Genomic DNA, 25,099 nt, shown 5'->3' on the forward strand with positions numbered 1-25,099 from the left:
GTAAGCGAGCGCCCCTATGGTATCGGCATAACCCACTAACTAGAATGGAGACTGACATGTCCGAGAACGAGACGACGCAAGAGCAATCCCAGGGCCTGCAAGAAAATCGCGTGTTCCAGCCGCCGCACGACTTTGCTGCCAACGCCACCGTCAGCGGCATGGCCGCCTACGACAAGCTGTGCGCCGAAGCGGCCAGCGATTACGAAGGTTTCTGGGCGCGCCTGGCGCGCGAGAACCTCGACTGGCACAAGCCATTTACCAGCACGCTCGACGAGTCTGACGCGCCGTTCTACAAATGGTTCGGCGACGGCCAGCTCAATGCGTCGTACAACTGCCTCGACCGCAACCTTGAGAACGGCAATGCCGACAAGACCGCGATCATCTTCGAAGCCGACGACGGCGCCGTCAACCGCGTGACCTACCGCGAGCTGCACGAGCGTGTCTGCAAATTCGCCAACGCGCTCAAGTCGCGCGGCATCAAGAAGGGCGACCGCGTCATCATCTACATGTCGATGTCGGTCGAAGGCATCAGCGCGATGCAGGCCTGCGCCCGTATCGGCGCGACCCACTCGGTGGTGTTTGGCGGCTTCTCCGCCAAGTCGCTGCAGGAGCGCATCATCGACGCCGGCGCAGTTGCGGTCATCACGGCCGACGAACAGCAGCGCGGCGGCAAATCGCTGCCGCTCAAAGCCATCGTCGATGAAGCCCTCGGCATGGGCGGCTGCGACACAGTCAAGGACGTCATCGTCTACAAGCGCACCGGCGGCGACGTCGCTTTCAACGAAGGCCGCGACCTGTGGCTGCACGAGCTGGTCGAAGGCCAGTCGGCCGACTGCGAGCCGGAATGGGTCGATGCCGAGCACCCGCTGTTCATCCTTTACACGTCCGGCTCGACCGGCACCCCGAAAGGCGTGCAGCACTCGACCGGCGGCTACCTGCTGTGGGCCGCGCTGACCATGAAGTGGACGTTCGACCTGAAGCCCGACGACGTCTTCTGGTGCACGGCCGACATCGGCTGGATCACCGGCCACACCTACATCGCTTATGGCCCGCTGGCCGTCGGCGGCACGCAGGTCGTGTTCGAGGGCGTGCCCACCTTCCCGAACGCCGGCCGCTTCTGGAAGACGATCGAAAAGCACAAGGTCAGCATCTTCTACACGGCGCCAACGGCGATCCGCTCGCTGATCAAGGCGTCGGACGTGGACGAAAAAGTCCATCCGAAGAACTCGGACCTGTCGAGCCTGCGCCTGTTGGGTTCGGTCGGCGAGCCAATCAATCCGGAAGCCTGGATGTGGTACTACAAGAACGTCGGCAGCGAACGCTGCCCGATCGTCGACACCTTCTGGCAGACCGAAACGGGCGGCCACATGATCACGCCGCTGCCGGGCGCGACGCCGATGGTGCCGGGTTCGTGCACGCTGCCGCTGCCGGGCATCATGGCCGCGATTGTCGATGAAGCCGGCGCCGACGTGCTGAACGGGCAGGGCGGCATCCTGGTCGTCAAGCGCCCATGGCCGTCGATGATCCGCACCATCTGGAACAACCCCGATCGGTTCCGCACCAGTTACTTCCCGGACGAGCTGGGTGGCAAATACTACCTGGCGGGCGACGGCGCGATCCGCAACAAGGACACCGGCAACTTCACGATCACGGGCCGCATCGACGACGTGCTGAACGTGTCGGGTCACCGCATGGGCACGATGGAAATCGAATCGGCGCTGGTGGCCAATTCGCTGGTAGCCGAGGCGGCGGTGGTGGGGCGCCCGGACGACACGACGGGCGAATCGATCTGCGCGTTCGTCGTGCTCAAGGGCGCGCGGCCAACTGGCGAAGAAGCGAAAAAAATCGCCAACGAACTGCGTGCCTGGGTGGGCAAGGAGATCGGTCCGATCGCCAAGCCGAAGGAAATCCGCTTCGGTGACAACCTGCCAAAAACCCGCTCGGGCAAGATCATGCGCCGCCTGCTGCGCGTGCTGGCCAAGGGCGAGAACATCACGCAGGATGTGTCGACGCTCGAGAATCCAGCGATCCTGGAGCAGTTGAAAGAATCGGCGTAATCGCAAGCGTCTGCACCGGCCTACATGCCGGTGAAAAAAATGCCCGTGGTCGCATTGCGAACACGGGCATTTTTTATGACGCGAACCACCATCACAACTTCTGCAACTGCTCCTTCGCATACGTCGCACCCGCGCCGGTCGGCGCCAATTCGAGATACGTCGTGAACGCCGCCCTGGCTTTCTGCGGCTGCTTCGACCTGACATACGCATCACCCAAATTGCGATACGCAATCGCCCGCGACGGATCGATCTTGACGGTATTTTCAAACCAGCGCGCCGCCTCGACAAAACGATCCTGCTTGTAAAACACGAAGCCCAGATTGTTCGCCGCCAGCGCAAAGTCCGGCCGCAGCTTGAGCGCTTCGGTGAACTGCGCCTCGGCCTGCGCATACTGCTTCTCTTTATACAGCTGCAAACCCAGATCGTTGGCCCGCTGCGCCTGCTGCCGGCTCGATACCGGCACCGCCGCCGGCGCCTTGAGCCGCGTCTCGCCGCCTTGCAGATCCTTGACCACGACGGTGCCCGTTGCCTTGGATGCCTGCGCATCCAGCCGCGTGTTGAGCGCGATCGCATCGTTCGACAACTGCGCCGTGCCGGCGGTGAGGAACTCGGTTTCTTCCGGCAGTTCGAACACGAAGTCGCCGCCTTCCGAGCCTGGCAAGCTGCCAAAGGCCGGCGTCTGCTGCGATACGCTCGACACGGCCGGCGCCACATATGCCGCCAGCTCGGTGGCCGTGATCAGGCCATCGCCATTCAAATCACCCTTGCCGCCCAGGCCCTGCATCAAGGTCCAGGTAAATACCGAGTGGCCATTCGGCCCGCCATCGGCCACCAGTTGGTCGGTGCCGCCGGCCGTGAGCATCTGCCGGCCCAGACGGCGCGCGTTGTCGCGCAAGAACGACGCATTGGCCGCGCCACGCGTCAGGCCAAGGCCGCTGTAGCAGGCGTCCATCACGAACAGCGCGTGCTTGGCGGGCAGGCTCTCGGCGATGTTCTGGATTTCGGTCATCGGAATCGCATCGGTGGCCAGGTTATTCGGGTCGGCATCGAACGGCACGATGTAGCCGAGATCACGCCCGGAACTGAGCTTGCGCGTGGCGCCGTGCCCCGCGAAGAACACGAACACGCGGTCGTTCGGCTGCAAGCCACCGTGAGCCAGGCGATCGTGGAACGCGGCCAGGATGCCCTGGCGCGTGGCCTGTTCATTCTTCAGCGTGATCACGCGCTCCTGCGCGAAGCCGAATTTCTGCACCAGCAGCCGCTCGACGCCCTCGGCATCGCGCACCGCATATTCCAGGCGCGGCCACTTCGGATAATTGTCGATGCCCACCAGGATCGCCCACGAATTGGCGTAGCCGGTGGCCGCCGCGCGCGGTGCCGGCGCGGGCGCTGCCTTGCTGTCGACCTGGAACGTGGCGCCATCCCAGCCGGCAAATTGATACCCCTCGGCCGCCAGGCGTTCGAGAATCATCGGCAGCGCCTTGACGGTGCGTTCGTGGATATCGTGGAACAGGATGATGCCGCGGCCTTCCTTCTCGACGCTGCGCAGCACGCGGTCGGCGATCGACGACGGCACCGGGTCGGCCCAGTCGAGCGAATCGATATTCCACATCATCGACGTGAGCTGCGCATCGGCCAGCAATTGCATGCCTTCGCGATTGCGCGCGCCATACGGAAAGCGAAACAGCGACGAGCGCTGCGGATCGACCGCCTTGAGCAGCGTATCGGTATCGAGGATTTCGGACTTGAGCTTCGCACCCGTCTGCTTGGACAGCTGCGCATGCGTCAGGCTGTGATTGGCCAGCACGTAGCCGGCGTCCTTGAGTTTGCGGCTCACTTGGGCATTCGCCCCCAGCTTGGCGGCACCCTGCGCGTCGAGCGCGCCCAGGTTGCGCCCGACGTTGAAGAAGATCGCCGGCGCGTTGTACTGCTTGAGGATCGCGGCGATTTCTTCGCTGTAGCGGCGGTGCGGGCCGTCGTCGAAGGTGAGCAGCACGGTCTTTTTAGGAAGTGACTTGCCGAAGATTTCGGCGCCTTCACGCCCGGCCTGCGCTGGCGCGCCGGGTTCTGGGGCCGCAGGCTCGGGTTCGGGCGCTGCGGGGTAGGGCAGCACGACGCCGTATTCCTTCAGGATGCGTTCGCGGGAGTAGAGCTTTTTCAGGTAGGCGATGTAGCTGTCCCACTTCTCGCGCTTCAGCTCGATCGCGCGGGTATCGTAGCGCCCGAAGATCGCGCGGATCTCCTTCTCATAATTGCGCTCGATCTCGGCCAGCGCGTCGAGGTCTTCCGAGATCCGCTTGTGCAGCTTGATCGCGGCGAGCGACGAATCGCTGGCGATCTGCGCCTGCAGGCTGCGCAGGGTTTCGCGAAACGCCAGGCGGTCGGCGTCGTACAGGCCGTCGCCCGACTCGATGTAGTCGAGCAGGCTGCCGATGGCGTCGAAGCGGCGTGGGTTGTTCGACGCGATCAGGGTGGCCAGCGCCGTCTCGACGCGACCGATGCGTTCCTGGTTTTCGTGGAACAGCTGCTGACCGATGCGGTTCGCCTGCGCGCGCTCGGCGGCGGGCAGGGTAGCCTCGTCGTGGGTCAGCACGATGATCTTGCGGTAGGCGTCGAGCATGGCGCGTAGCTCGGTTGCGATGGCGCTGGCATCCTGCGTGCTGGTGGTTGATGCGGTGGCAGGCTTCGTTTCTGGTGCCCCGGTCGGGGTGCGGTTCACGAGCCAGGAGCCGGCGCCGGCGCCAGCTGCGGCCACGGCGAAGATGATGAGATAAAGTGATGTGCGTTTCACGACGTATCCGTTGCGGGTAGCGTGCCAGAGGGGCAGGCCAGCCGGGAACGATACCATTCACAGGTCATGCGTGAAAAGGGGGCGGGCAGGCCGTTGCAGGATCGGTCTTGTACTACCAGGAATTGTTGTTATAATGAGCGGCTTCGTGGAACGCACACGTCGACCATCAGGAGAGATGGATGAGTGGTTTAAGTCGCACGCCTGGAAAGCGTGTGTAGGTTCATAGCCTACCGGGGGTTCGAATCCCCCTCTCTCCGCCAAGCATACAAATTGGGACGTCCGCAGAAGTCCAGCAACGTCCGGAAAAAGCCGCTCTAGCCTTAGCTATAGCGGCTTTTTTGTGTGCTTGCGTTCAGGGAAGGACCCCCCCCCGATAGCGCAGTCGGGGCGCACCGAACGCATCACGACCGCTTATAACGCAGCCACACACCGCCACCATCCTGAACCTCTGCCGAATCGAGTTTCAGATAACTCGGCTGCTTCCAGGCCTCTTCGGCAACTTCAAACGACGCAGGATGATGACCGCGTCCGTCGATCAAAGGCAGTATCAACACGCTGACTTCATCAACCAGGCCAGCATTGACGAAGGACCCGCTGACGTGCGGCCCGCCTTCGACGATCAGTCGCTTCGTGCCCAGCTCATCGGCCAGGGTCTGCACCACCTGCGCCAGATCGATATCGGTTTTGCCTGCGAAAAAATACGACACCGCGATCGACTGCAGATAGGCCAGATAGTCGTCCGACACGGCTTCCGTCAGAACCGCGACGACGTGGGAGCCGAGTGCTTCGTTACTCTTCCAGGCAACCTTGCCATGACCATCGATCGCAATGGCGTAGGTCTTCGCATCACGCTTGGCAAAATAGGGCGTACGTGGGATCGGCTCCTTTGCCAACCCTTTCGGATAACCCTCGCCATGCGCGATTTCCTCCATGGTCGTACGGCCGCAAATCCAGCCATCGAAGTCAAACGTCGCGGCCAGCTTTTCGTACAGCTCGCCCGCAGCATTCTTGAACGGCCGATCCCACCCATCGGTCAGTGCATGGCCATCGATGGACGACATCATGTGGCAAATAACATAGGGTTTCATTGAATTCTCCAAAACGAGACATGAAAAAATTGCTCGTCAATTAAAAGGGTCATGCCTCGTCATCGAAGTCGGCAGACAAACTCAGATCCCGCTGCATCGAAATATCGCGAACACGTTGCTCCAGCCGTTCAACAACCGCATCAAAGCCCCAGGCGCCCAGCACGAGATGCCGAGGTGCATCGGCGCCATTCGCAATCGTGACCATGGCCTGCGCAGCCTTGAGCGGGTCACCCGCCTGCGCGCCGCTGGTTTCTTTGGTCCCTGCCAGCCGCTTTCCTGCCGTATCGGCGTAATCGGCAATCCCGCTCGTTGTCTGGCGCAAGGAGCGGCCCGCCCAATCGGTGCGAAACGGCCCGGGCTCGACGCACGTTACGCCGATTCCCAGCGGAAGCACTTCGGCGCGTAGCGCATCCGACCAGCCCTCAACCGCATGCTTGGACGCGGCATAGTAGCCAGACCCCGGATAACCGATGAGACCAGCAACCGAGGTGATATTGATGATGTTGCCCTTACGCTGCTCGCGCATCAGGGGAAGTACCGCGCGCGTCATGGCAAACAGGCCAAAGACATTCGTGTCGAACTGCGCACGAATTTCTGCCTCTTCACCTTCTTCGACAGTGCTCTGGTAGCCGTAGCCGGCGTTGTTGACCAAGACGTCGATGCGCCCGAATCGTTCGCGCGTCGCAGCAACTGCTGCATCGATATCGTCAAGGCGCGTGACATCCAGCGACAGTGCGAGAGCACGACCGGGTGCGCTGCGTTCGATGTCTGCGATGGCGTCCTTGTCGCGCGCGGTGACGACCACGCGCCAGCCGCGCTGAACGATCAGTTCGGCCAGGGCGCGGCCCAGGCCGGTTGAACAGCCGGTGATGAACCAGACCGGCGTGTTGTCTTGCTCGGGAGAGCCCTGCATCACTTGTTCAAGTGCTCGCGCACCTTGGCCGCACTGTTGCCCACCTGGCCAACCACGCGCTCCAGCTCTTCTTTACTGATGCCAAGGGCTTCAGTCCAATAGCGGACCTCATGGGTCTCGGTGAGACTGATGAGGTTGCGGTCCGGGTTGCCTTTGTTCGAAAGATTATCTGACATGGGTATCTCCTCAAAACTTCAGGATGCGCGGCCAGGGAGCACTGAGTCAGTGCGTGATTTCACGAACCGCTTAACAACATGCGTGCCGTCCCGATAACGCAGTGCTGCCCGTCTGTTGTTTTCACGGCATGCAGTTCGTCCACTGTTTTATGCAATTCGTCCATCGTGCGCCAGTGGTATCCGGGATTTGCCCAATGCTTCGCCTGAAGACCTGCGCAGGTGCATCAACGGCAATAAAATTGCAATATAAGTATTGATTTCGCACACCAAGAATCTGCTAGAATATTTTACAAGCAATAAAAATTGATAATAATCTACAAAAGTTTCATTGTTTGAGCTACGCCGAGCTGAGGAAATGCGGCTCCCCGTCACCAATATCGATATTCCACGGAGTCCCGTCCCATGCGCATCAAGTCAGTCCTGCTGTTGCTGTCCGCCTTCATCACTTTCAGCGCGGGCATCGCCCATGCCGGCCCGATCCTGGTCCAGAACGGCAATTTCGAGCTGACCTCAAACGGTGGCAACAAGAAAATCAACGGAACGACAGTCGATGCCAAGAGCACCACGCTGACCGGCTGGACCAGCAAGGAAGGCAGCGGCGGCTCAGGTGGTTACAACTTCGTTCTGGATGGCGCCACCGCCACCACGACCACGTCGGCGCTGCGGCTCGAAGGCACCAAAAACGGCTTCACAGCCTCGCCAACCGGCGGCAATTTCTTCGCGTCCGACTCGCAGTACTACCCGGGCCAACTGTCCCAGCTGATCAACGGCCTGACGATCGGCACCTCGTACCTGCTGACCTTTGATTTCGCACTGGCGCAGCAATCCGGCTTCGTCGGCGCCAACTACGACAATTACTGGCAGGTCGGCTTCGGCAAGGCCACCCAGAACAGCACCAAGCTGAGCATTCCGGATGACGGCTTCAGCGGCTGGAAGTCGGCCACGATGGCCTTTACGGCCACCAGCGCGAGCGAAATGCTGTCGTTCCTCGCCCGTGGCACCGCGCCTGGCGCGCCGCCATTCATGCTGCTCGATAACGTCGCGCTGAACGCCGAAGTGCCCGAGCCAGCCACTTGGACCATGCTGCTCGGTGGCCTGGGCCTGATCGGTTTCATGGCGCGCCGTCGCCGCAACGCACAGGCCTGAAAATACTGGCGGGTAGCGGCAGGCATGTCTGCCGCTACCCGCCTGTAAATCACCATGCACTTTTCGTCCGCCGAATTCGCCGCCACCGCACTGCGCCTGTGCGTCTGGCTGATCCTGCTCACGGCCCTGTTCGTGCCGCTGGAACGCTGGTTCGGCGTGCGCCACGATGGGCCAAACGGCGAGTTGCGGCACAACCTCGCGTATTACTTCCTCAGCAGCCTGGTGCCCATCGTGCTGCTGAGCGCGCCGATGGCGCTGCTGGCCGCGCTGGCCGCCTGGGTGGTGCCGGATGCGTTGATCACCGCCATCGCCGGCTTGCCGCTCGCCGTGCGCATGGTGCTGGCCTTCGTGATCGCCGAGACCGGTTTCTACTGGGGCCATCGGCTGAGCCACGAGCTGCCGTGGCTGTGGCGCTTCCACGCGCTGCACCACAGCACCGAGCGAATGCATTTTCTGGCCAATACGCGCAGCCATCCCGTCGACATGGTCATCACGCGCCTGTTCGGCATCGTGCCGCTGTATCTGCTGGGGCTGGCCAGCCCGACCGCGGCCGGCAGCGCCGCGCCCGCCGCATTGATCGTGCTGGGCACGTTGTGGGGCTTCTTCATCCACGCCAATCTGCGCTGGCGCTTCGGCCCGCTCGAATGGCTCGTCACGACGCCGGCCTTTCATCACTGGCACCACAGCCGGCACGAGCACACCAACCGTAACTACGCGTCCACGCTGCCGTGCCTGGACCGCCTGTTCGGCAGCCACTACCTGCCGCGCCACTGGCCGGCCGAAGTAGGGACAGACACGCCGCTCGCGCCCACGCTGCCGCGCCAGTTGATCGAGCCGCTGCTGCCGGCGCCGCCAGTCAAACCGGCCGCCGAACAGTCATTTTGAAGGACGACGCCAATACAACGGCGGCCCCCGAATCTGGTTGATTGACGGCGTGATCGCTTACAATGACTGGCCAATCACTACCAAACACACCTAATGGAATGGCTTTTTGACCCAAATATCTGGGTCGGCTTGTTCACCCTTGTCGTGCTCGAGATCGTCCTTGGCATCGACAACCTGATCTTCATCGCCATCCTGGCGGACAAACTCCCCCCGCACCAGCGTGACAAAGCCCGCCTTGTCGGCCTGTCGCTCGCCATGATCATGCGCCTTGGCCTGCTCACCGTCATCGCCTGGCTCGTCAAACTCACCGCCCCCCTGATTGCCCTCGGTCCGCTGTCGTTCTCCGGGCGCGACCTGATTTTGCTGGTGGGTGGTTTCTTTTTGCTGGCCAAGGCCACGATGGAGCTGCACGAGCGCGTCGAAGGCAAGCTGCAGGTCGCCACCGGCAAGCGCGCCTACGCGAGCTTCGCCGCCGTTGTCGCGCAGATCATCGTGCTCGATGCCGTGTTCTCGCTCGACGCCGTGATCACTGCCGTTGGCATGGTCGACGAGCTGGGCGTGATGATGGCGGCCGTCGTGATTTCGATGGGCGTCATGCTGTTCGCCTCCAAGCCGCTCACGCGCTTCGTCAACGCGCATCCGACTGTCGTCGTGCTGTGCCTAAGTTTCCTCTTGATGATCGGACTGTCGCTGATCGCCGAAGGACTGGGCTTCCATATCCCCAAGGGTTACCTGTACGCCGCGATCGGCTTCTCGGTCGTGATCGAGCTGCTCAACCAGCTGGCGCGCCGCAACTTCGTCAAGCAGGATGCGCACATCCCGCTGCGCGACCGCACGGCCGATGCGGTGCTGCGCCTGTTGGGCAGCACGCGCGGGATCGAGCCGGGCGACGAGCCGGATCCGGTGACGAGCAAGCAGCAGAAGCAAAAGCCCGACGAGCCGACCTTTGAGCTCGAAGAGCGCAATATGGTCAGCGGTGTCCTGAGCCTGTCGCAGCGCTCGGTGCGCTCGATCATGACCAACCGCTCGGACATCTCGTGGATCAATATCGAGGACGACGCCGACACGATCCGCGCCCAGCTCCTGGCCACGCCGCACGGCTTCTTCCCGGTCTGCCGGGGCGAACTCGATGAAGTGATCGGCGTCGCGCGCGCGAAAGACCTGATCGCCGACCTGGCGCTGTCGGGCGCGATCGATGCGAACCATATCCGCGTGCCGATCATCGTGCCCGACGCGAGCGGCGTGTTGAAAGTGATGGACCGCCTGAAGCGCTCGCATGGCCAGTTGGTTCTCATCGCCGACGAATACGGCACCTTGCAGGGCCTGGTCACGCCGATCGACATCCTTGAAGCCATCGCCGGCGAATTCCCGGACGAAGACGAGCAGCCCGTCGTGCAGGACCTGGGCGGCGGGCGCTGGCGCGTCGATGGCACGGCCGACCTGCACTACCTGGAACAAGTGCTCGAGGTGGACGCGCTGGTGGGCGACACTGACGACTACACGTCGCTGGCCGGCCTGATGCTCGAACGGTTCGGTACCTTGCCGCTGGTGGGCGACGGCATCGAGATCGAGGGTCTGCGCATGGAAGTCGAAGAGGTGCTGGAACGGCGTATCGCGTCGGTGCTGGTCACGCGCATCGCCGCCCCGCTGTGATACCCGGTTGAACGAACGTTTTACGATAGGGACGCCACCATGCAAGCACTCTCCCGGGGCCAGCGCCTGCCCCTGTCCACCGTAGCGCCAGACGGCGTGCTGCAAGCGGGCGTATCGGCCCAGGGTCTGGCGCTCGATGTCGTGTGCTTTGCACTGGACGCCGGCGGCAAGCTGGCCGATGAGCGCTACATGACGTTCTTCAACCAGCCTACGACGCCGTGCGGCGGCGTGGCGCTGGATGCGGCCGGCCAGGATGCCACGGGCTTCCGTTTTCAACTCGCGCGGCTACCTGGCTGGGTCGAGCGCGTGAGCATCGTCGCCAGCACCGAGGGCGCAGCGACGATGGCGCAACTGCAGACCGGCTATCTGCGCCTGGTTGGCCCGCAAGGTGAATTCGCGCGCTTCGCGTTCAGCGGCAGCGACTTTGCCGGCGAGCGCGCCGTCATGCTGGGCGAGCTGTATCGCAAGGATGGTGGCTGGCGCTTCATGGCCGTGGGCCAGGGCTTCAACGGCGGGCTGGATGCGCTGGTGCGCCACTTTGGCGGCGCGGTGGCGGACGATGCTCCCCAAGCTTTGCCAACAACGTCGGTCGACCTCGAAAAGCGCGTGGCCCAGTCTGCGCCGCAACTGGTCAACCTGGTCAAGTCTGCGGCCGTGTCGCTCGAAAAAGCGGGACTCGCGCAGCATCGTGCCAAGGTCTGCCTGGTGCTCGACATCTCCGGTTCGATGAGCGCCTTGTACAGCAAGGGCCTGGTGCAGAAATTCGCCGAGCGCATTCTGGCGCTGGGCTGCCGCTTCGATGACGACGGCGAGATCGACGTGTTCCTGTTTGGCCGCAACGTCCACCAGGGCGAGGCGATGGACCTGTCGAACTGGCCGAACTACATCAAGGGCATCATCACGCGCCATCCGCTCGAAGGCGACACGCGCTACGGCGCCGCGATCGAAGCCGTGCGCCGCCACTACTTTCCGGATGCGCGTGGCGGCGAGCGCCGTGCCGTGGCAAAAGCTGCCGTGCCGGTGTATGTGATGTTCGTTACCGACGGTTCGACGTCCGACAAGCCGCTGACCGAGCGCCAGCTGCGCTGGGCCAGCCGCGAGCCGATCTTCTGGCAGTTCATGGGCATCGGCAAAGGGCGCAAGTCGAAAGCCAAGGCGCTGGCCAGCTTTGCCGATTCGGATTTCCCGTTTCTGGAAAAGCTCGACGAGCTCGATGGGCGCCTGGTCGACAACGCCGATTTCTTTTCGGTGGCCTCGCCCGACGAGCATCCCGACGCCGCGCTGTACGACCTCTTGATGAACGAATACCCGCAGTGGGTGAAGCAGGTCAGGGCGCTCGGCATGATCGGCTGACGCGCGGTAGAAGGGGCGGCATTTGTCACGCAAACAGGCCCCGAAATACCGCTCTGCTCAACCATTAGAAACCAGTAGTCGCACGTTACTCTTGTCGCATTGTCAGGACGTCGTTACGTCCACAGACCGTGTACAACAGGGAGAAACAACGTGTTCGAAGGATTCATCCAGCTCACCCCAACGGGCGTCGCGCTCACCATGGCCGCGTCGTACATCATGACCGTGTTTGCCAGCGAACTGTATCTGCACCGTTCGCGCAGCCACCGCGCGATCACGTTCCACCCGCTGCTGTGCCAGCTGTTTCGCCTGTGGATCTGGCTGACGACCTACGGCGTGACGGCCAAGGCCTGGGTGGCGGTGCACCGCAAGCACCACGCCAAGTGCGACACGGTCGACGACCCGCACAGCCCGCACATCCACGGCCTGTGGACCATTCTGACCAAGGGCACGCTCCTGTACCGCAAGGCCGCGCGCAACGCGGACCTGATCAAGGCCTACGGCGTCGGCATCAAGGAAGACTGGATGGATGCGCACCTGTACACGAAGCACCGCTTCCGCGGCGCGTTCCTGTTCCTGGCGCTGGAAATGCTGGTGTTCGGCATGACCAACGGCTTCCTGATCTGGCTGTTCCAGTTTTCGATCCTGCCATTCTGGGCCTCGGGCTTCATCAACGGGATCTTCCACGTGGTGGGCTACCGTAACTTCCAGACCAAGGAAGGGTCACGCAACTTCTTCCCGATCGGGATCATCTTCGGCGGCGCCGAACTGCACAACAACCACCACGCCAACCCGGCGTCGGCCAAACTGTCGATGAAGTGGTGGGAGTTCGATGCGGGCTGGCTCGTCATCCGCATCCTCTCGTTCGTGCGCCTCGTGACCATCAACCATGTCGACCGGTTGCCGGCACCGGATGCGGCGCAGGCGCGGCGGCACGCGGCGGGTTGACGCCCGCCGGGCGCAGCTTCTTGCCAAGCCGGCGCCACCCGATCACCACGCCCGTCACGCTGAGCAGCAGACCACCGAGGCTCAGCACGACCAGCACGATGTCCCATAGCGGCCGCCGTTCCAGCAACGGCAGCCAGTCCCACGAATGCAGCATCGCGAACAGCCAGCGGCTGGCGCGCTTGCCGCTGTCGATGTGGCCCAGTACCGCGCCGGTATGCGGGTCGAGATGCACCCAGGTCGCGTGTGCATCGGCGAACACGAGACGCAGCACCGGCAGCGGCTTGTCGGCGCCGCCCATCATCGTGTGCGCATCGCGTGCGTAGTAATACAGGTCGTACTCACTCAACTGCTCGACCCGCGCGACGGGAGCGTCGACCAGGTGCACGGCCGCAGACTGCAGCGCCGCTGCATCGAGCGTCAGCGGCTGTGCGGCATGGCTGTCCAGCACCTGCGGCGCGCCGCCCGCGCGGTAGGCCAGCACGCGGTTCTGGCCCAGTACGCGCACCCAGCGCAGCTCGCGCACGGCGCCCGTGCTGGCGGCCAGCAGCGCTGGCGGTGCGGCGTCTTGCGTTGTCAGCGTCAATGGTCCGCCCTGCAGCACCTCCATGCGCAGCTTCGGTGCACCGGTGTCGAAGATGTGCCAAGGGTTCATCGACATCAGGCCGCTGAAGATCCACGCGATCGTCACCAGCGCAAACAGCAGACCGGTCACGTGGTGCCAGCGCATCATCGCATTCGGGTAGGGCGTGCGTGCGCCGCTGCGGTAGGGCGTACGAAAACGCCAGCGCAGGATGCCGGCCACGGTGCCGGACAGCGCAGCGGCGATGCCGGCAATCGCCAGGTAATTGACGATATTGGTCCAGTAGGGCTGGAACAGGTTGCCGCGAAACGGATACAGCCAGTGGATCCAGGCGCCGGCGTAATTCCATAGCTGTTCGCTGCGCGTTGCGTCGCGCACGACTTCGCCGCTTTTCCCGGACACGTACAGCAGCGTGCGATCGGCATCCATCACTTCGACGCGGTGCAACGGGCGCTGCGCATCGAGCCCGCGCGAATGGGTGAATGCGTCTTCGTCGATCACGTCCTGGTAATGCACGTTCACGCCGGGGCCGGCCCAGGCGGCAGCGCTGGCGAGCGCGTTGGCCGCGTTCACGGTTTCCACGCGCGCGCCGCTGATGGCATCGATGACGATGGCGCCGCGCTTGCCGCTGGCAGTCGGCGTTGCCATATACACGGCGCGCCCGCCACTGGACGCCGCCAGGCGCAACCCGTCCAGCGGCCCGGTGACGCCGGCCCTGGCCAGCGCCTCGTTTGGCGCCAGCAGCGGCGCTGTTTGCGACAGCGCCGGCAGATGCGCCAGCCGTTCGGTATCGGTCAGCTTCGGGTAGCCGACATACATCATGACGATGCCTGAGGCGAACCACATCGCAAACAGCACGCAGCCGCCGATGCCCAGCCAGCGGTGGGTCAGGAACAGCCAGCGCTTGAGTTGTGCCTTCATGCCGGGCTCCCCGTCAGAACGCCACGCGCAGCGACATGTCCGCCGTGCGCGCCGCGCCCAGGTACGCCATCGTGCTGTTCACGTTGGCGGCGTAGATCCGGTCGGTCAGATTGCGCACGCGCCCGACCAGCGTGACTTCGCGGGTCACTTGGTAGGACAGACCCAGGTCGACGAACGTGTAATCCGGCCAGTACAGCGTGTTGGCCGCATCCGCATACACCTTGCCGACCCGGCGCACGCCGACCTGCGTCTGCAGCGCCGGCGTGATGGCGTACGACAACCACAGGTTGGCGACGGTCGCCGGCGTGTTGACGGGCGTCTTCCCGGCCAGCGACACGTTGCCCTGGCGGTAGTTCTGGTATTCGGCGTCCACGTAGGTGACGTTGGCCTGCAGGCCAAGGCGGCGCGTCGGTTGCAGGCCCACGGCCAGTTCGACGCCTTGCGATGTCTGCTCGCCCACCAGCAGGGTCAGGGCGCTGTTGTTCGGGTCTTGCGTCGCGATGTTCTTGCGCGTGATGTGGTACGCGGCCAGCGTCGCCGTGCCCTTGCCATCCCAGAATCCCAGCTTGCTGCCTACCTCGAACTGGCGCCCGGTGGTCAGCTCGCTGTTGGTGCGTACGTCCGCGAACGAGGCGGTCGACAGCACGCCGGACGGTGGATCGGCCGCCGTCGCGTATTGCGCATACAGGTTCATGTCGGGCGTGACGTCCCACACCAGGCCAAGACGGCCTGTCGTCGGCGTGTAGCTGCGCGCGAAGCTGGCCGGGCTGGCGCTGGTCACCTCGCGGCGGTTGGTCAGATCGAGTTCGATGCGCTCGTGGCGCAGTGCGGTCACCAGGTTCAGGTCGGGCACCAGCGCCGTGCGGTTCTCGATATACAGGGCCGTTGTCGTGACCTTGTTGTCGCGGTCGGGTCGAAAGCCTGGCGTCATGCCTGGCACCGCAAAGAACCGTTCGGTGACGAAGTCGTACGGGTCGACCGTGCTGACCGTGGCGGGCAGGCTGTTCGGAAAGCGCGTCTGCTTGTTGACGCTGACGTCCAGTCCAAAAGCCCAGTCGCTGCGGCGCGCGCCGATGCGACTTTTATAAACGCCGTCGAGGCGATCGCCGACCATGCGCTGGTCGTGGCGCTGGAGCAGGGCCCCCGAGCGGATCACGGCCGTGTTGGACGGATTGAAGCGGTAGGTTTCGACGTTGCGGTAGTCGCGCAGCGCATCGTACAGATACAGCGTGTTCGTGAGCTGCAGCGCATCGCTGACCTGCCACTTGCCGATCGAGCGCAACCAGTGCACACGCTGATCGTAGACGCCGTCCGCGCTGTTGTAGTTCTTGAAGCGCGTAGCCTCGAGAATGCGCGCTTGCCCGGCGATCGGGTTGGCCAGCGGCGTGCCCCAGTACGGCCGGTCCACGTCTTCCTGCTGGAATTCATAGGCCAGCGTGTGCGTCACGCCGCGCCCGAACTGCAACAGCAGGGACGCCGCGAGCTGGGTCGAGCGGCTGTCGACGCCGTCGATCGGGCTGCCGGTGTCGCGGTGATTGATGTCGATGCGCGCGTACTGGCCATCGCTCAGTTGGCGGTTCAGACCGACCGACACTTCTTTCAAGCCATGCGCGCCAAGCCGCACTTGGGCCTGTGACAATTCGCGCGTCTCGGCCAGTTTGGTGATGTAGTTGATCGAACCGCCCACGGCGCCCGAGCCGAACAGAAAGCTCGATGGCCCGCCGATGGCTTCGACCCGGTCGATGATCCAGCTGTCGACGGGGCGCGCAGCGATCGCGTACTGGACGTTGATACCGTTGAACAGCTGGCTGATCGAGCCGCTGCCGAAACCCCGGTAGCTCACGCCGATATTGCCCGGTGCATTGTGGGCGGTCACCCCGGGGATCGCGCGCAGGATTTCCTGCGTGTCCTGGGCGCCCCGCACGTCGATCAGTGCGCGGTCGACAACGGTGACGGTGGCCGGGGTTTCGCGTGCGCTCAAGCCAAGGCGGCTGGCGGTATCGAGCGGCGTGTCGAGGTCGAGCAGACTGCCCGCGCGCGGTGCATCGGCCGTGATTTCAACGGTGGGGATGGTCTGGGCGTCCGCCTGCAAGGGGACAACGAAGGTAAAGCCCAGGGCGAGCGCGATCGCGCGCGGCCGGGCGTGAAGACATGGGGTCATTGCATTTCCTGTGCGCGCGACGGGTGCTGGTGGCGCGTCGCGCATGGTCCACCGGTGCTGCATAAGGATGCAGCACCGGAATCAAGGGGTATGACAGATCAGGAAAGGGATGAGGGCGGCCCGCGCGATTGCGCAGGCGTCCAGGCAAATTGCGGGCGTGGTGCGTGGTAGAACAGGGGCGGGTAGGGATCGGGCTCAAGGCTGATCACCTGCAGCGCGCCGGCGTACGGCGGCGGCGCGATGGTGATGTGCTGGTGCGAGCAGCACAGGTCACAGTGCGACATGTCGGGCACCGGCGGCGCCGTCGTCTGGCCCGCGTCGTCCACGACCAAAACATGGCGGGTGCCGGTGGCGCTGCAAATCTCGGACAGATAGGCATTGGGCGGCTGCGCGGTGGCCAGGGCCATCGCATGCGACAGCACGGGCGTGAACAGGCCGAACAGGAACGCCACGAGGACGGTCCAGCCATACAGCGCGCGAGTTGTGCGAAGCCTGTGCATATGAAAATTATAGTCGGGGCAGCGCGCCGCGGCGCACGGGTGGTCAATTTGTCCATCTCGCCGGACGGCCCGCGACCGGGTCACGGGCAATACCGTGCGCGATTGTTATAATCGCGGCCTACCATCCCCGCTACCGACGACCAACACGATGCCGCGCACCCTTGTCATTTCCCCCAACTGGATCGGCGATGCCGTCATGGCCCAGCCCTTGCTGCGCCGGTTGAAGGAGCGCCATCCCGATCGGCCGATCGATGTCGTGGCGCCCACCTGGGTCGCCCCGGTCTGGCGCGCGATGCGCGAAGTGGACACGGTGCTCGAGTCGCCGTTCAAGCATGGCGCGCTGCAGTGGAAAGAGCGCAAGGCGTTCGCGAAGATACTCAAGGCGCGCGGCTACGCCGACTCGTACGTCTTGCCCAACACGCTCAAGTTCGCGCTGATCCCCTGGCTGGCCGGCATCCCGCGCCGCGTGGGTTACAAGGGCGAGATGCGCTATGGCCTAGTCAATGTCATGCATCACGACGAGAAGACCGCGCCGCGCCCGATGGCCCAGTTCTACCAGGCGCTGGCCGACGCGCCGGTGCGCAACCTGGCGCGGCCCGAGCGCCTGCCCGAACCCATGATGACCGTTGCGCCAGCAGAAGCACAGGCCACGCTCGCGCGCCTGCAACTGCCGGGCGGCGCGCACGTCGTGTTTGCGCCGGGCGCCGAGTTCGGCCCGGCCAAGCGCTGGCCATCGGCGTACTTCGCCGAGCTGGCGCAAACGATCCTGGCCCATCGCCCGGATGTCCAGATCCTGCTGCTCGGTTCACCGAAAGACCGCGCGGTCTGCGACGAGATCACCGCGATCGTGCCGCAGGCGCACAACCTGGCCGGTTCGACCTCGCTGGCCGAAGCCATCGCGCTGATCTCGCGCGCCGCCGCCGTGGTCACGAACGACTCGGGCCTGATGCACATCGGCGCGGCGCTGGGGAGCCCCGTGGTGGCCATCTATGGCCCAACCGATCCGCGCCATACGCCACCGCTGTCGCAACTGGCGCAGATTCTGTGGCTGCACCTTGAATGCTCGCCGTGCCAGCAGCGCGAATGCCCGCTGGGCCACCAGCACTGCATGAAGCAGATCCTGCCGCAGGCTGTCTGGCAGCCCTTGCAATCCATGCTTGCCGCCGCGTGATGCGGACAAGCCAAACGATTTAACAGAGGACCCCATCATGATTCTGGTTACCGGCGCCGCAGGTTTTATTGGCGCGAACCTCGTGCATGCACTGTCAGCGCGCCAGCCGTTCAGCGTGTTCGCCGTCGACAATATGTCGCGGCCCGAAAAATTCCATAACATCGTCGACGCCGAGATCGCGGACTACGCCGACAAGGAAGACTTCCTGGTGCGCCTGAAGGCCGGTGAATTCGACAACAAGTTCACAGCCGTGCTGCACCAGGGCGCGTGCTCGAACACGATGGAGACCGATGGCCGTTACATGATGAAGAATAACTACGACTACACGGTCGCGTTGTTCGAATTCTGCCAGCGTCAGGACATCCCGTTCATCTACGCATCCTCGGCCGCCGTGTATGGCGCGGGCACCGTGTTTCGCGAAGAGCGGCCGCTCGAGCGGCCACTGAATGTGTATGGCTACTCGAAATTTTTGTTCGACCAGTACCTGCGCCGCTACTGGGCCACCAAGGGCAAGGATGCGGGCAGCCAGGTCGTTGGCCTGCGCTACTTCAACGTCTACGGGCCGCTCGAAGGGCACAAGGGCACGATGGCATCGGTGCCGTTCCACCAGTACCACCAGTTCCTGAAGGACGGCAAGGTGCGGCTGTTTGGCGCCAATGACGGTTACGAAGCCGGCGCGCAGATGCGCGATTTCGTCTATATCGACGACGTCGTCAAGGTCAACCTGTTCTTCCTGGACCATCCCGAACAGCGCGGCATCTTCAACCTGGGCACCGGCCGAGCGCAGCCGTTCAACGACCTGGCGGTGGCCACGGCAAATGCATTGGCCAACGAAGGCAAGCCAGCCTTGATGCTGCAGGAGATCGTCGATCAGGGCCTGCTCGAGTATCTGCCGTTCCCGGACAAATTGAAAGGCAAGTACCAGAGCTTCACGCAGGCCGACATCTCGGCGCTGCGCGCGGCCGGCTACAACGAACCGTTCACCGACGCAGCCACCGGCGTGGCCAAGTACATGGACTGGCTGCGCGCTCAGCCGGTGCGTTAAGGGCCACTGCGTTAACAGTCACGTTTACATCACGTATACACCGGGGGCTGCGCTTTATACCCGGTTTTTACGCCTGAATCGCTAACCTGCTCGTGTTCCATGCGGCGCCATCGTGCGCCGCATGGGTTCCAACACAACCACGAGCAGACACCATGAACGCATCGATTCAAGCACGGCGCGCCGCCCTGGCGGCAGCCGCCATGCTGGCCATCAGTGGCGCGGCCCAGGCCCAGGCCACCGACACCGTCGCGCTGGCCGAACCTTCCGCAGCCGCATCCCCCGTCACCTTCAACGCCGCCATCACGTCGGACTACCGCTACCGCGGCATTTCGCAGACGCGCCTGCAACCGGCGCTGCAGGGCGGTCTTGACTACGTCCACGCCACTGGCTGGTATGTCGGCGCGTGGGCATCGACCGTCAAGTTCGCGAAGGACGCCGGGGGCGACGGCGACGTCGAAATCGACCTGTACGCGGGCAAGCGCGGCGAGCTCGCGGTCGGCCTGTCCTCGGGTCTGACGTACGACGTCGGCGTGCTGCGCTACCTGTATCCGGACAATGGCCTGGGCCAGGTCGCCGGCTTCGTCAATGCCAACACCACCGAGGTGTATGCGCAACTGGGTTACGGCCCGGCCTACATCAAGTATTCGCACGCCACCACGAACCTGTTCGGCTTCGTCGACAGCGACGGCAGCGGCTACCTCGACATCGGCGCCAGTCTCGACGCCGGCAATGGCGTCACGGTGCTGCTGCACGCCGGCCGCCAGCGTGTGGACCACAACCCGGCAGCCGATTACACCGACTGGAAGATCGGCGCCTCGCGCAGCTTCGCGCTGGCCACGGTGGCCGTCGCGTATGTCGGCACCAACGCCAGCAAGAGCGCGTACGCCTCGCCAAGAAACGGCAAGTTCATGGGGCGCGACGCGCTGCAGCTGACCCTCAGCCGTACCTTCTGAATCCAACCACCAGAATAACAACCTCGCTGAAAGCGAACGTCCATGGATCTTATCTATATCGGCGCGCTCCTCGTCTTCGTCCGCCTGACTTGCCTGCTGGTGAGCGGTTGCGGACTCCTCGGAGGCAAGCAATGAATCTCTCCTACGCGATTGGCGGCCTGGCCGCCTGCGCGCTCCTCGTCTATCTCCTGATCGCCCTGTTCAAACCGGAGGACATGTGATGCCCACCAATGAACTGATGACGCAGTTCCTGCCGCTGCTCGCGCTGTTTCTGGTCGTGCTGCTGGCGCTGGCCTGGCCGCTGGGCGTACTGCTGGCGCGCATCGGCGCCGCCGACGTCACACCGGGCGCCGTGTCCGGCCTGGGCTGGCTCGGCGGCATCGAGCGCGCGCTGCTGCGCGCCGCAGGTCCTGCTGCCGGCACCGCGCAGACCTGGAAAGCCTATGCTCTGGCGCTGATCGCCTTCAATGCTGTCGGCGTGGTGTTTGTCTACGGCTTGCAGCGCCTGCAGGGCTGGCTCCCGCTCAATCCTGAAGGGATGGCGAATGTGAGCCCCGATTCGAGCTTCAACACCGCCGTCAGCTTCGTCGCCAACACCAACTGGCAAGGCTACAGCGGCGAGCAGACGATGAGCATCCTGACCCAGATGGTCGGCCTGGCCGGCCAGAACTTCTTTTCGGCCGCCACCGGCATCGCCGTCGCGTTCGCGCTGATCCGCGGCTTCGCTGCCCGTTCGGCCGGCGCGATCGGCAATTTCTGGGTCGACGTCACGCGCTCGACGCTGTACGTGCTGCTGCCGCTGTCCGTGATCCTGGCCGTCTTCCTGGTGGGGCAGGGCGTGGTGCAAAGCCTTGCGCCGCATGCCGAAGCGCAGATGATCGAGCCGGTCGCCTACACGCAGCCAGCCAGCGACGGCCAGGCGGCGGTCGAGACGCGCGCCGACACGCAGGTCATTCCGATGGGCCCCGTCGCGTCGCAGGAAGCCATCAAGATGCTCGGCACGAACGGCGGTGGCTACTTCAACGCCAACTCGGCGCACCCGTTTGAAAACCCGACCGCGCTGTCGAACTTTGCGCAGATGATCGCCATCTTCCTGATTCCGGCCGCGCTGTGCTTCGCGTTCGGCCGCATGGTGGGCGACGCCCGCCAGGGCTGGGCCGTGCTGGGCACGATGACGCTGATCTTCGTGATCGCGGCCATCGGGGCCTTCGCCGCCGAGCAGCAAGCCAATCCGTTGCTGGCGCCACTGGGCATCGACCAGGCGGCAAGCAGCCTGCAGTCGGGCGGCAATATGGAAGGCAAGGAGACCCGCTTCGGCATCGCCGCATCGAGCCTGTTCGCGGTGGTGACCACGGCCGCATCGTGCGGTGCCGTCAACGCCATGCACGACTCGTTCACGCCGCTGGGCGGCATGGTGCCGATGGTGATGATGCAGTTCGGTGAAGTGATCTTCGGCGGCGTGGGCTCGGGCCTGTACGGCATGCTGGTGTTCGCGATCCTGACGGTGTTCATCGCCGGCCTGATGATCGGCCGCACGCCGGAATACCTGGGCAAGAAGATCGGCGCATTCGAGATGAAGATGGTCGCCGTCGTCATCCTGGTCACGCCGTGCCTGGTCCTGCTGGGTACCGCGCTGGCCGTCACCACCGGTCTTGGCGCGGCCGGCGTGGCCAATCCGGGCGCGCACGGCTTCTCCGAAATCCTTTACGCACTGACGTCCGCCGCCAACAACAACGGCAGCGCGTTCGCGGGCTTGTCGGCCAATACGCCGTTCTATAACACGCTGTTGGCCGTGGCGATGTGGTTCGGCCGCTTCGCCGTGATCGTGCCGGTGCTGGCGATTGCCGGCTCCCTGGCTGGCCGCCAGCGCCTGCCCACCACACCCGGCACCTTGCCCACCCATGGCCTGATGTTCGTCGCCATGCTGGCCGCGATCGTCGTACTGGTCGGTGTTCTCAACTACGTCCCGGCGCTGGCGCTGGGTCCCGTGGTCGAACACCTGCAATTGTTCGGAGAATGACAATGGATCAATCAGTGATCAACCCAACTGAAGCAACCCCAGTCCAGGCGCCGCGCAAGTCGCTGAATCTGTTCGACGGGGCGCTGGTCTGGCCGGCGATGCTCGACGCCTGCAAGAAGCTGCATCCACGCACGCAAGTGCGCAGCCCAGTGATGTTCGTCGTCTACATCGGCAGCATCATCACCACGCTGCTGTGGTTCCAGGCGCTGACCGGGCATGGCGAAACAAGCGCCGGTTTCATCCTGGCCACCGCCGTCTGGCTCTGGTTCACAGTGCTGTTCGCGAACTTTGCCGAAGCGCTGGCCGAGGGCCGCAGCAAGGCGCAGGCGGCATCGCTGCGCAACCTGCGCCAGACCGTGACGGCGAAAAAGCTCGAGGCGCCAAAACACGGCGAGCCATGGCAGGCCTGCCCGTCGGGCGATCTGCGCAAGGGCATGTTCTTCCTGGTCGAAGCGGGGGACGTGATTCCCGTGGACGGTGAAGTGGTCGACGGCGTGGCCTCGGTCGACGAAAGCGCCATTACCGGTGAATCGGCGCCCGTGATCCGCGAATCGGGCGGCGACTTCGGCTCGGTCACCGGCGGCACCCGCGTGCTGTCGGACTGGCTGGTGGTGCAGGTGAGCGCGAATCCCGGCGAGACGTTCCTGGACCGGATGATCGGCATGGTCGAAGGCGCGTCGCGCAAGAAGACGCCGAACGAGATCGCGCTGACCATCCTGCTCGTGGCGCTGACGATCGTGTTCCTGGTCGTGACGGTGACGCTGCTGCCGTTCTCGCTGTTTGCCGTGCAGGCGTCCGGCAGCGGTTCGCCGGTGACGCTCACTGCGCTGGTCGCGCTCCTGGTGTGCCTGATCCCGACGACGATCGGCGGCTTGCTGTCGGCCATCGGCGTGGCCGGCATGAGCCGCATGTTGCAGGCCAACGTGATTGCGACGTCGGGCCGCGCGGTGGAAGCGGCTGGCGATGTCGACGTGCTCCTGATGGACAAGACCGGCACCATCACGTTCGGTAACCGCCAGGCGTCCGCCTTCCTGCCGGCGCCCGGTGTCACCGAAGAAGAACTGGCCGACGTGGCGCAACTGGCTTCGCTGGCCGACGAGACGCCGGAAGGCCGCAGCATCGTGGTGCTGGCCAAGAACCGCTTCAATCTGCGCGAGCGGGCGATGGAATCGCTTGGCGCGGTCTTTGTGCCGTTCACGGCCCAGACGCGCATGAGTGGCGTCGACCTGGGCGAGCGGCAGTTGCGCAAGGGCGCTGCTTCGGCGCTGCGCCGTCATATGGAATCGCTCGGCGCGGTCTGGCCTGGCGATGTGGAACGCAGTGTCGACGAAGCGTCGCGCCGGGGCAGCACGCCGCTGGTGGTGGCCGATGGCAGCCGCGTGATGGGCGTGGTCGAACTGAAGGACGTCGTCAAGGGCGGCATCCGCGAGCGCTTCGCCGAACTGCGGCGCATGGGCGTCAAGACCGTGATGGTCACCGGCGACAACAAGCTCACGGCGGCAGCGATTGCGGCCGAAGCCGGGGTCGATGACTTCATTGCCGAAGCGACGCCGGAAGAAAAGCTCGCGCTGATCCGCAGGTATCAGAGCGAAGGCAAGCTGGTGGCGATGACGGGCGACGGCACCAACGATGCGCCGGCGCTGGCGCAGGCCGACGTCGCGGTGGCCATGAATTCGGGCACGCAGGCGGCCAAGGAGGCCGGCAATATGGTCGACCTGGATTCGAATCCGACCAAGCTGCTGGAGATCGTCGAAATCGGCAAGCAGATGCTGATGACGCGTGGTGCGCTGACGACGTTCTCGATCTCGAACGACATCGCCAAGTACTTCGCGATCGTGCCGGCCATGTTCGTCGCCACCTATCCCGAGCTGAAGGCGCTGGACGTGATGGGGCTGACCAGTCCATCGTCGGCCATCATGTCGGCGGTGATCTTCAACGCCCTGATCATCGTGGTGCTGATCCCGCTGGCGCTGCGCGGCGTGCGCTATCGCGCCATCGGTGCGGCGGCCCTGCTGCGCCGGAACATGCTGATCTACGGCCTTGGCGGCCTGCTGCTGCCGTTCGCCGGCATCAAGCTGATCGACATGGCGCTCACTGCGCTCAATCTGACCTAGGAGTTTTCATGCAATCGATTCTTCGCCCCGCACTCGTGCTGTTCGCGGTGCTCACGCTGATCTGCGGCGTGTTCTATCCACTGGCCGTGACCGGGATCGCCCAGGCGGCGTTCCCCATCCAGGCCAATGGCAGCCTGGTGGAACGGGACGGCAAGACGGTCGGCTCGGCGCTGATCGGCCAGTCGTTCACTGCGCCGGGCTACTTCTGGGGCCGGCCATCGGCCACCGGTCCGATGGCCAATAACGGCGGCGGCTCGGGCGGCTCGAACCAGGGCCCGCTCAATCCGGCCCTGCAGGAAGCGGTCAAGGGCCGCGTCGCGGCGCTGCGCGCACTCGACCCGTCCAACACGGCGAGCGTGCCGGTCGACCTGGTGACGGCGTCGGCCAGCGGTCTCGATCCCGAGATCAGCGTGGCGGGCGCGCAGTACCAGGCGGCGCGGGTGGCGCGTGCGCGCGCCATGCCGGTCGAACGGGTCGGCGCGCTGATCGAACGGCACACCGAGCTACCGCTGCCTGGCTTGCCAGGTGCGCCGCGCGTCAACGTGCTGGCGCTGAACCTGGCGCTGGACCAGGCAGCCGGCGTGGCCAGCGTGGCCAGCGGCGCCGAAAGCGGGCATACTCGCTAGA

General features: G+C 64.4%; 20 protein-coding genes and 1 tRNA gene. 14 read left to right on the top strand and 7 right to left on the bottom strand.

Going from position 1 to position 25,099, the window contains the following annotated elements:
- The first annotated feature begins 56 nt into the window (after window positions 1-56).
- On the top strand, window positions 57-2,057 hold the full coding sequence (acs, locus tag AC56LH_RS02700; RefSeq protein WP_499643830.1) for an acetate--CoA ligase: 2,001 nt from the start codon (window positions 57-59) through the stop codon (window positions 2,055-2,057).
- A 91-nt stretch (window positions 2,058-2,148) separates the two neighbouring features.
- Here the strand turns inward: acs and AC56LH_RS02705 are convergent, their stop codons facing one another.
- Window positions 2,149-4,848 carry a polysaccharide deacetylase family protein gene (locus AC56LH_RS02705; protein WP_499643832.1) on the bottom strand — a complete coding sequence of 900 codons (2,700 nt, stop codon included), beginning with the start codon at window positions 4,846-4,848 and terminating at the stop codon, window positions 2,149-2,151.
- 169 nt (window positions 4,849-5,017) lie between these two features.
- Between AC56LH_RS02705 and AC56LH_RS02710 the strand changes: the two genes are divergently transcribed.
- Window positions 5,018-5,108 (top strand) — tRNA-Ser (locus AC56LH_RS02710).
- 141 nt (window positions 5,109-5,249) lie between these two features.
- Here AC56LH_RS02710 and AC56LH_RS02715 read toward each other — a convergent pair.
- The 3 genes from AC56LH_RS02715 to AC56LH_RS02725 are packed head-to-tail and all read right to left on the bottom strand — an operon-like array spanning window position 5,250 to window position 7,025.
- On the bottom strand, window positions 5,250-5,936 hold the full coding sequence (locus tag AC56LH_RS02715; protein ID WP_499643834.1) for a dihydrofolate reductase family protein: 687 nt from the start codon (window positions 5,934-5,936) through the stop codon (window positions 5,250-5,252).
- A 49-nt stretch (window positions 5,937-5,985) separates the two neighbouring features.
- Complete coding sequence (locus AC56LH_RS02720) at window positions 5,986-6,849, bottom strand: oxidoreductase (RefSeq protein WP_499643836.1); 864 nt, start codon at window positions 6,847-6,849, stop codon at window positions 5,986-5,988.
- Entirely contained in the window at window positions 6,849-7,025 is a 177-nt protein-coding gene (locus AC56LH_RS02725) for a DUF3606 domain-containing protein (protein WP_499573260.1), read from the bottom strand. The genes AC56LH_RS02720 and AC56LH_RS02725 overlap by 1 nt, the downstream gene beginning before the upstream one ends.
- Window positions 7,026-7,427: 402 nt before the next feature.
- Here AC56LH_RS02725 and AC56LH_RS02730 point away from each other — a divergent pair, with 402 nt between their 5' ends.
- The 5 genes from AC56LH_RS02730 (at window position 7,428) to AC56LH_RS02750 (ending at window position 13,007) form a co-directional block, all read left to right on the top strand.
- Complete coding sequence (locus AC56LH_RS02730; RefSeq protein ID WP_499643838.1) at window positions 7,428-8,171, top strand: PEPxxWA-CTERM sorting domain-containing protein; 744 nt, start codon at window positions 7,428-7,430, stop codon at window positions 8,169-8,171.
- Window positions 8,172-8,225: 54 nt separating this feature from the next.
- Complete coding sequence (locus tag AC56LH_RS02735; protein WP_499643840.1) at window positions 8,226-9,056, top strand: sterol desaturase family protein; 831 nt, start codon at window positions 8,226-8,228, stop codon at window positions 9,054-9,056.
- Window positions 9,057-9,149: 93 nt separating this feature from the next.
- Window positions 9,150-10,709, top strand: a complete 1,560-nt coding sequence (locus AC56LH_RS02740; protein ID WP_499643842.1) for a TerC family protein — start codon at window positions 9,150-9,152, stop codon at window positions 10,707-10,709.
- Between the two features lie 39 nt (window positions 10,710-10,748).
- Window positions 10,749-12,062 (top strand): VWA domain-containing protein, encoded by a 1,314-nt coding sequence (locus tag AC56LH_RS02745; RefSeq protein ID WP_499643844.1) that lies wholly within the window; start codon window positions 10,749-10,751, stop codon window positions 12,060-12,062.
- A gap of 150 nt (window positions 12,063-12,212) precedes the next feature.
- On the top strand, window positions 12,213-13,007 hold the full coding sequence (locus tag AC56LH_RS02750; protein ID WP_499643846.1) for a fatty acid desaturase: 795 nt from the start codon (window positions 12,213-12,215) through the stop codon (window positions 13,005-13,007).
- Here AC56LH_RS02750 and AC56LH_RS02755 read toward each other — a convergent pair.
- The 3 genes from AC56LH_RS02755 to AC56LH_RS02765 all read right to left on the bottom strand — a co-directional run bounded on the left by AC56LH_RS02755 (window position 12,943) and on the right by AC56LH_RS02765 (window position 17,169).
- Window positions 12,943-14,508, bottom strand: a complete 1,566-nt coding sequence (locus AC56LH_RS02755; protein WP_499643847.1) for a PepSY domain-containing protein — start codon at window positions 14,506-14,508, stop codon at window positions 12,943-12,945. The two genes, AC56LH_RS02750 and AC56LH_RS02755, sit on opposite strands and share 65 nt — an antisense overlap.
- A 13-nt stretch (window positions 14,509-14,521) precedes the next feature.
- Window positions 14,522-16,669, bottom strand: coding sequence for a TonB-dependent receptor (locus tag AC56LH_RS02760; RefSeq protein WP_499643849.1), 2,148 nt, complete (start codon window positions 16,667-16,669; stop codon window positions 14,522-14,524).
- 98 nt (window positions 16,670-16,767) lie between these two features.
- The gene (locus AC56LH_RS02765) at window positions 16,768-17,169 is read right to left on the bottom strand and encodes a DUF2946 domain-containing protein (RefSeq protein WP_499643850.1); all 402 of its coding nucleotides are present in this window, start codon (window positions 17,167-17,169) and stop codon (window positions 16,768-16,770) included.
- Window positions 17,170-17,317: 148 nt separating this feature from the next.
- Between AC56LH_RS02765 and waaF the strand changes: the two genes are divergently transcribed.
- The 7 genes from waaF to kdpC all read left to right on the top strand — a co-directional run bounded on the left by waaF (window position 17,318) and on the right by kdpC (window position 25,098).
- Window positions 17,318-18,340 carry a lipopolysaccharide heptosyltransferase II gene (waaF, locus tag AC56LH_RS02770; RefSeq protein WP_499643852.1) on the top strand — a complete coding sequence of 341 codons (1,023 nt, stop codon included), beginning with the start codon at window positions 17,318-17,320 and terminating at the stop codon, window positions 18,338-18,340.
- Between the two features lie 34 nt (window positions 18,341-18,374).
- Complete coding sequence (gene rfaD / locus AC56LH_RS02775; RefSeq protein ID WP_499648359.1) at window positions 18,375-19,385, top strand: ADP-glyceromanno-heptose 6-epimerase; 1,011 nt, start codon at window positions 18,375-18,377, stop codon at window positions 19,383-19,385.
- A 152-nt stretch (window positions 19,386-19,537) separates the two neighbouring features.
- Complete coding sequence (locus AC56LH_RS02780; RefSeq protein WP_499643854.1) at window positions 19,538-20,338, top strand: TorF family putative porin; 801 nt, start codon at window positions 19,538-19,540, stop codon at window positions 20,336-20,338.
- Window positions 20,339-20,469: 131 nt separating this feature from the next.
- Window positions 20,470-20,559, top strand: a complete 90-nt coding sequence (locus tag AC56LH_RS02785; protein ID WP_183549701.1) for a potassium-transporting ATPase subunit F — start codon at window positions 20,470-20,472, stop codon at window positions 20,557-20,559.
- Window positions 20,559-22,358, top strand: coding sequence for a potassium-transporting ATPase subunit KdpA (gene kdpA / locus AC56LH_RS02790; RefSeq protein WP_499643856.1), 1,800 nt, complete (start codon window positions 20,559-20,561; stop codon window positions 22,356-22,358). Before AC56LH_RS02785 ends, kdpA begins: the two co-directional genes overlap by 1 nt.
- A gap of 14 nt (window positions 22,359-22,372) precedes the next feature.
- Window positions 22,373-24,472 (top strand): potassium-transporting ATPase subunit KdpB, encoded by a 2,100-nt coding sequence (gene kdpB / locus AC56LH_RS02795; protein ID WP_499643857.1) that lies wholly within the window; start codon window positions 22,373-22,375, stop codon window positions 24,470-24,472.
- Between the two features lie 8 nt (window positions 24,473-24,480).
- Window positions 24,481-25,098, top strand: a complete 618-nt coding sequence (gene kdpC / locus AC56LH_RS02800) for a potassium-transporting ATPase subunit KdpC (RefSeq protein WP_499643859.1) — start codon at window positions 24,481-24,483, stop codon at window positions 25,096-25,098.
- Window position 25,099 lies beyond the last annotated feature (1 nt).

This window comes from Telluria sp. LT1R51-2, assembly GCF_059685775.1.

Coding starts and splice junctions, on each gene's coding strand:
- acs (WP_499643830.1), top strand. CDS start 57: ATGTCCGAGAACGAGACGACGCAAGAGCAATCCCAGGGCCTGCAAGAA.
- AC56LH_RS02715 (WP_499643834.1), bottom strand. CDS start 5,936: ATGAAACCCTATGTTATTTGCCACATGATGTCGTCCATCGATGGCCAT.
- AC56LH_RS02720 (WP_499643836.1), bottom strand. CDS start 6,849: ATGCAGGGCTCTCCCGAGCAAGACAACACGCCGGTCTGGTTCATCACC.
- AC56LH_RS02725 (WP_499573260.1), bottom strand. CDS start 7,025: ATGTCAGATAATCTTTCGAACAAAGGCAACCCGGACCGCAACCTCATC.
- AC56LH_RS02730 (WP_499643838.1), top strand. CDS start 7,428: ATGCGCATCAAGTCAGTCCTGCTGTTGCTGTCCGCCTTCATCACTTTC.
- AC56LH_RS02735 (WP_499643840.1), top strand. CDS start 8,226: ATGCACTTTTCGTCCGCCGAATTCGCCGCCACCGCACTGCGCCTGTGC.
- AC56LH_RS02740 (WP_499643842.1), top strand. CDS start 9,150: ATGGAATGGCTTTTTGACCCAAATATCTGGGTCGGCTTGTTCACCCTT.
- AC56LH_RS02745 (WP_499643844.1), top strand. CDS start 10,749: ATGCAAGCACTCTCCCGGGGCCAGCGCCTGCCCCTGTCCACCGTAGCG.
- AC56LH_RS02755 (WP_499643847.1), bottom strand. CDS start 14,508: ATGAAGGCACAACTCAAGCGCTGGCTGTTCCTGACCCACCGCTGGCTG.
- AC56LH_RS02760 (WP_499643849.1), bottom strand. CDS start 16,669: ATGACCCCATGTCTTCACGCCCGGCCGCGCGCGATCGCGCTCGCCCTG.
- AC56LH_RS02765 (WP_499643850.1), bottom strand. CDS start 17,169: ATGCACAGGCTTCGCACAACTCGCGCGCTGTATGGCTGGACCGTCCTC.
- waaF (WP_499643852.1), top strand. CDS start 17,318: ATGCCGCGCACCCTTGTCATTTCCCCCAACTGGATCGGCGATGCCGTC.
- AC56LH_RS02780 (WP_499643854.1), top strand. CDS start 19,538: ATGAACGCATCGATTCAAGCACGGCGCGCCGCCCTGGCGGCAGCCGCC.
- AC56LH_RS02785 (WP_183549701.1), top strand. CDS start 20,470: ATGAATCTCTCCTACGCGATTGGCGGCCTGGCCGCCTGCGCGCTCCTC.
- kdpA (WP_499643856.1), top strand. CDS start 20,559: ATGCCCACCAATGAACTGATGACGCAGTTCCTGCCGCTGCTCGCGCTG.
- kdpC (WP_499643859.1), top strand. CDS start 24,481: ATGCAATCGATTCTTCGCCCCGCACTCGTGCTGTTCGCGGTGCTCACG.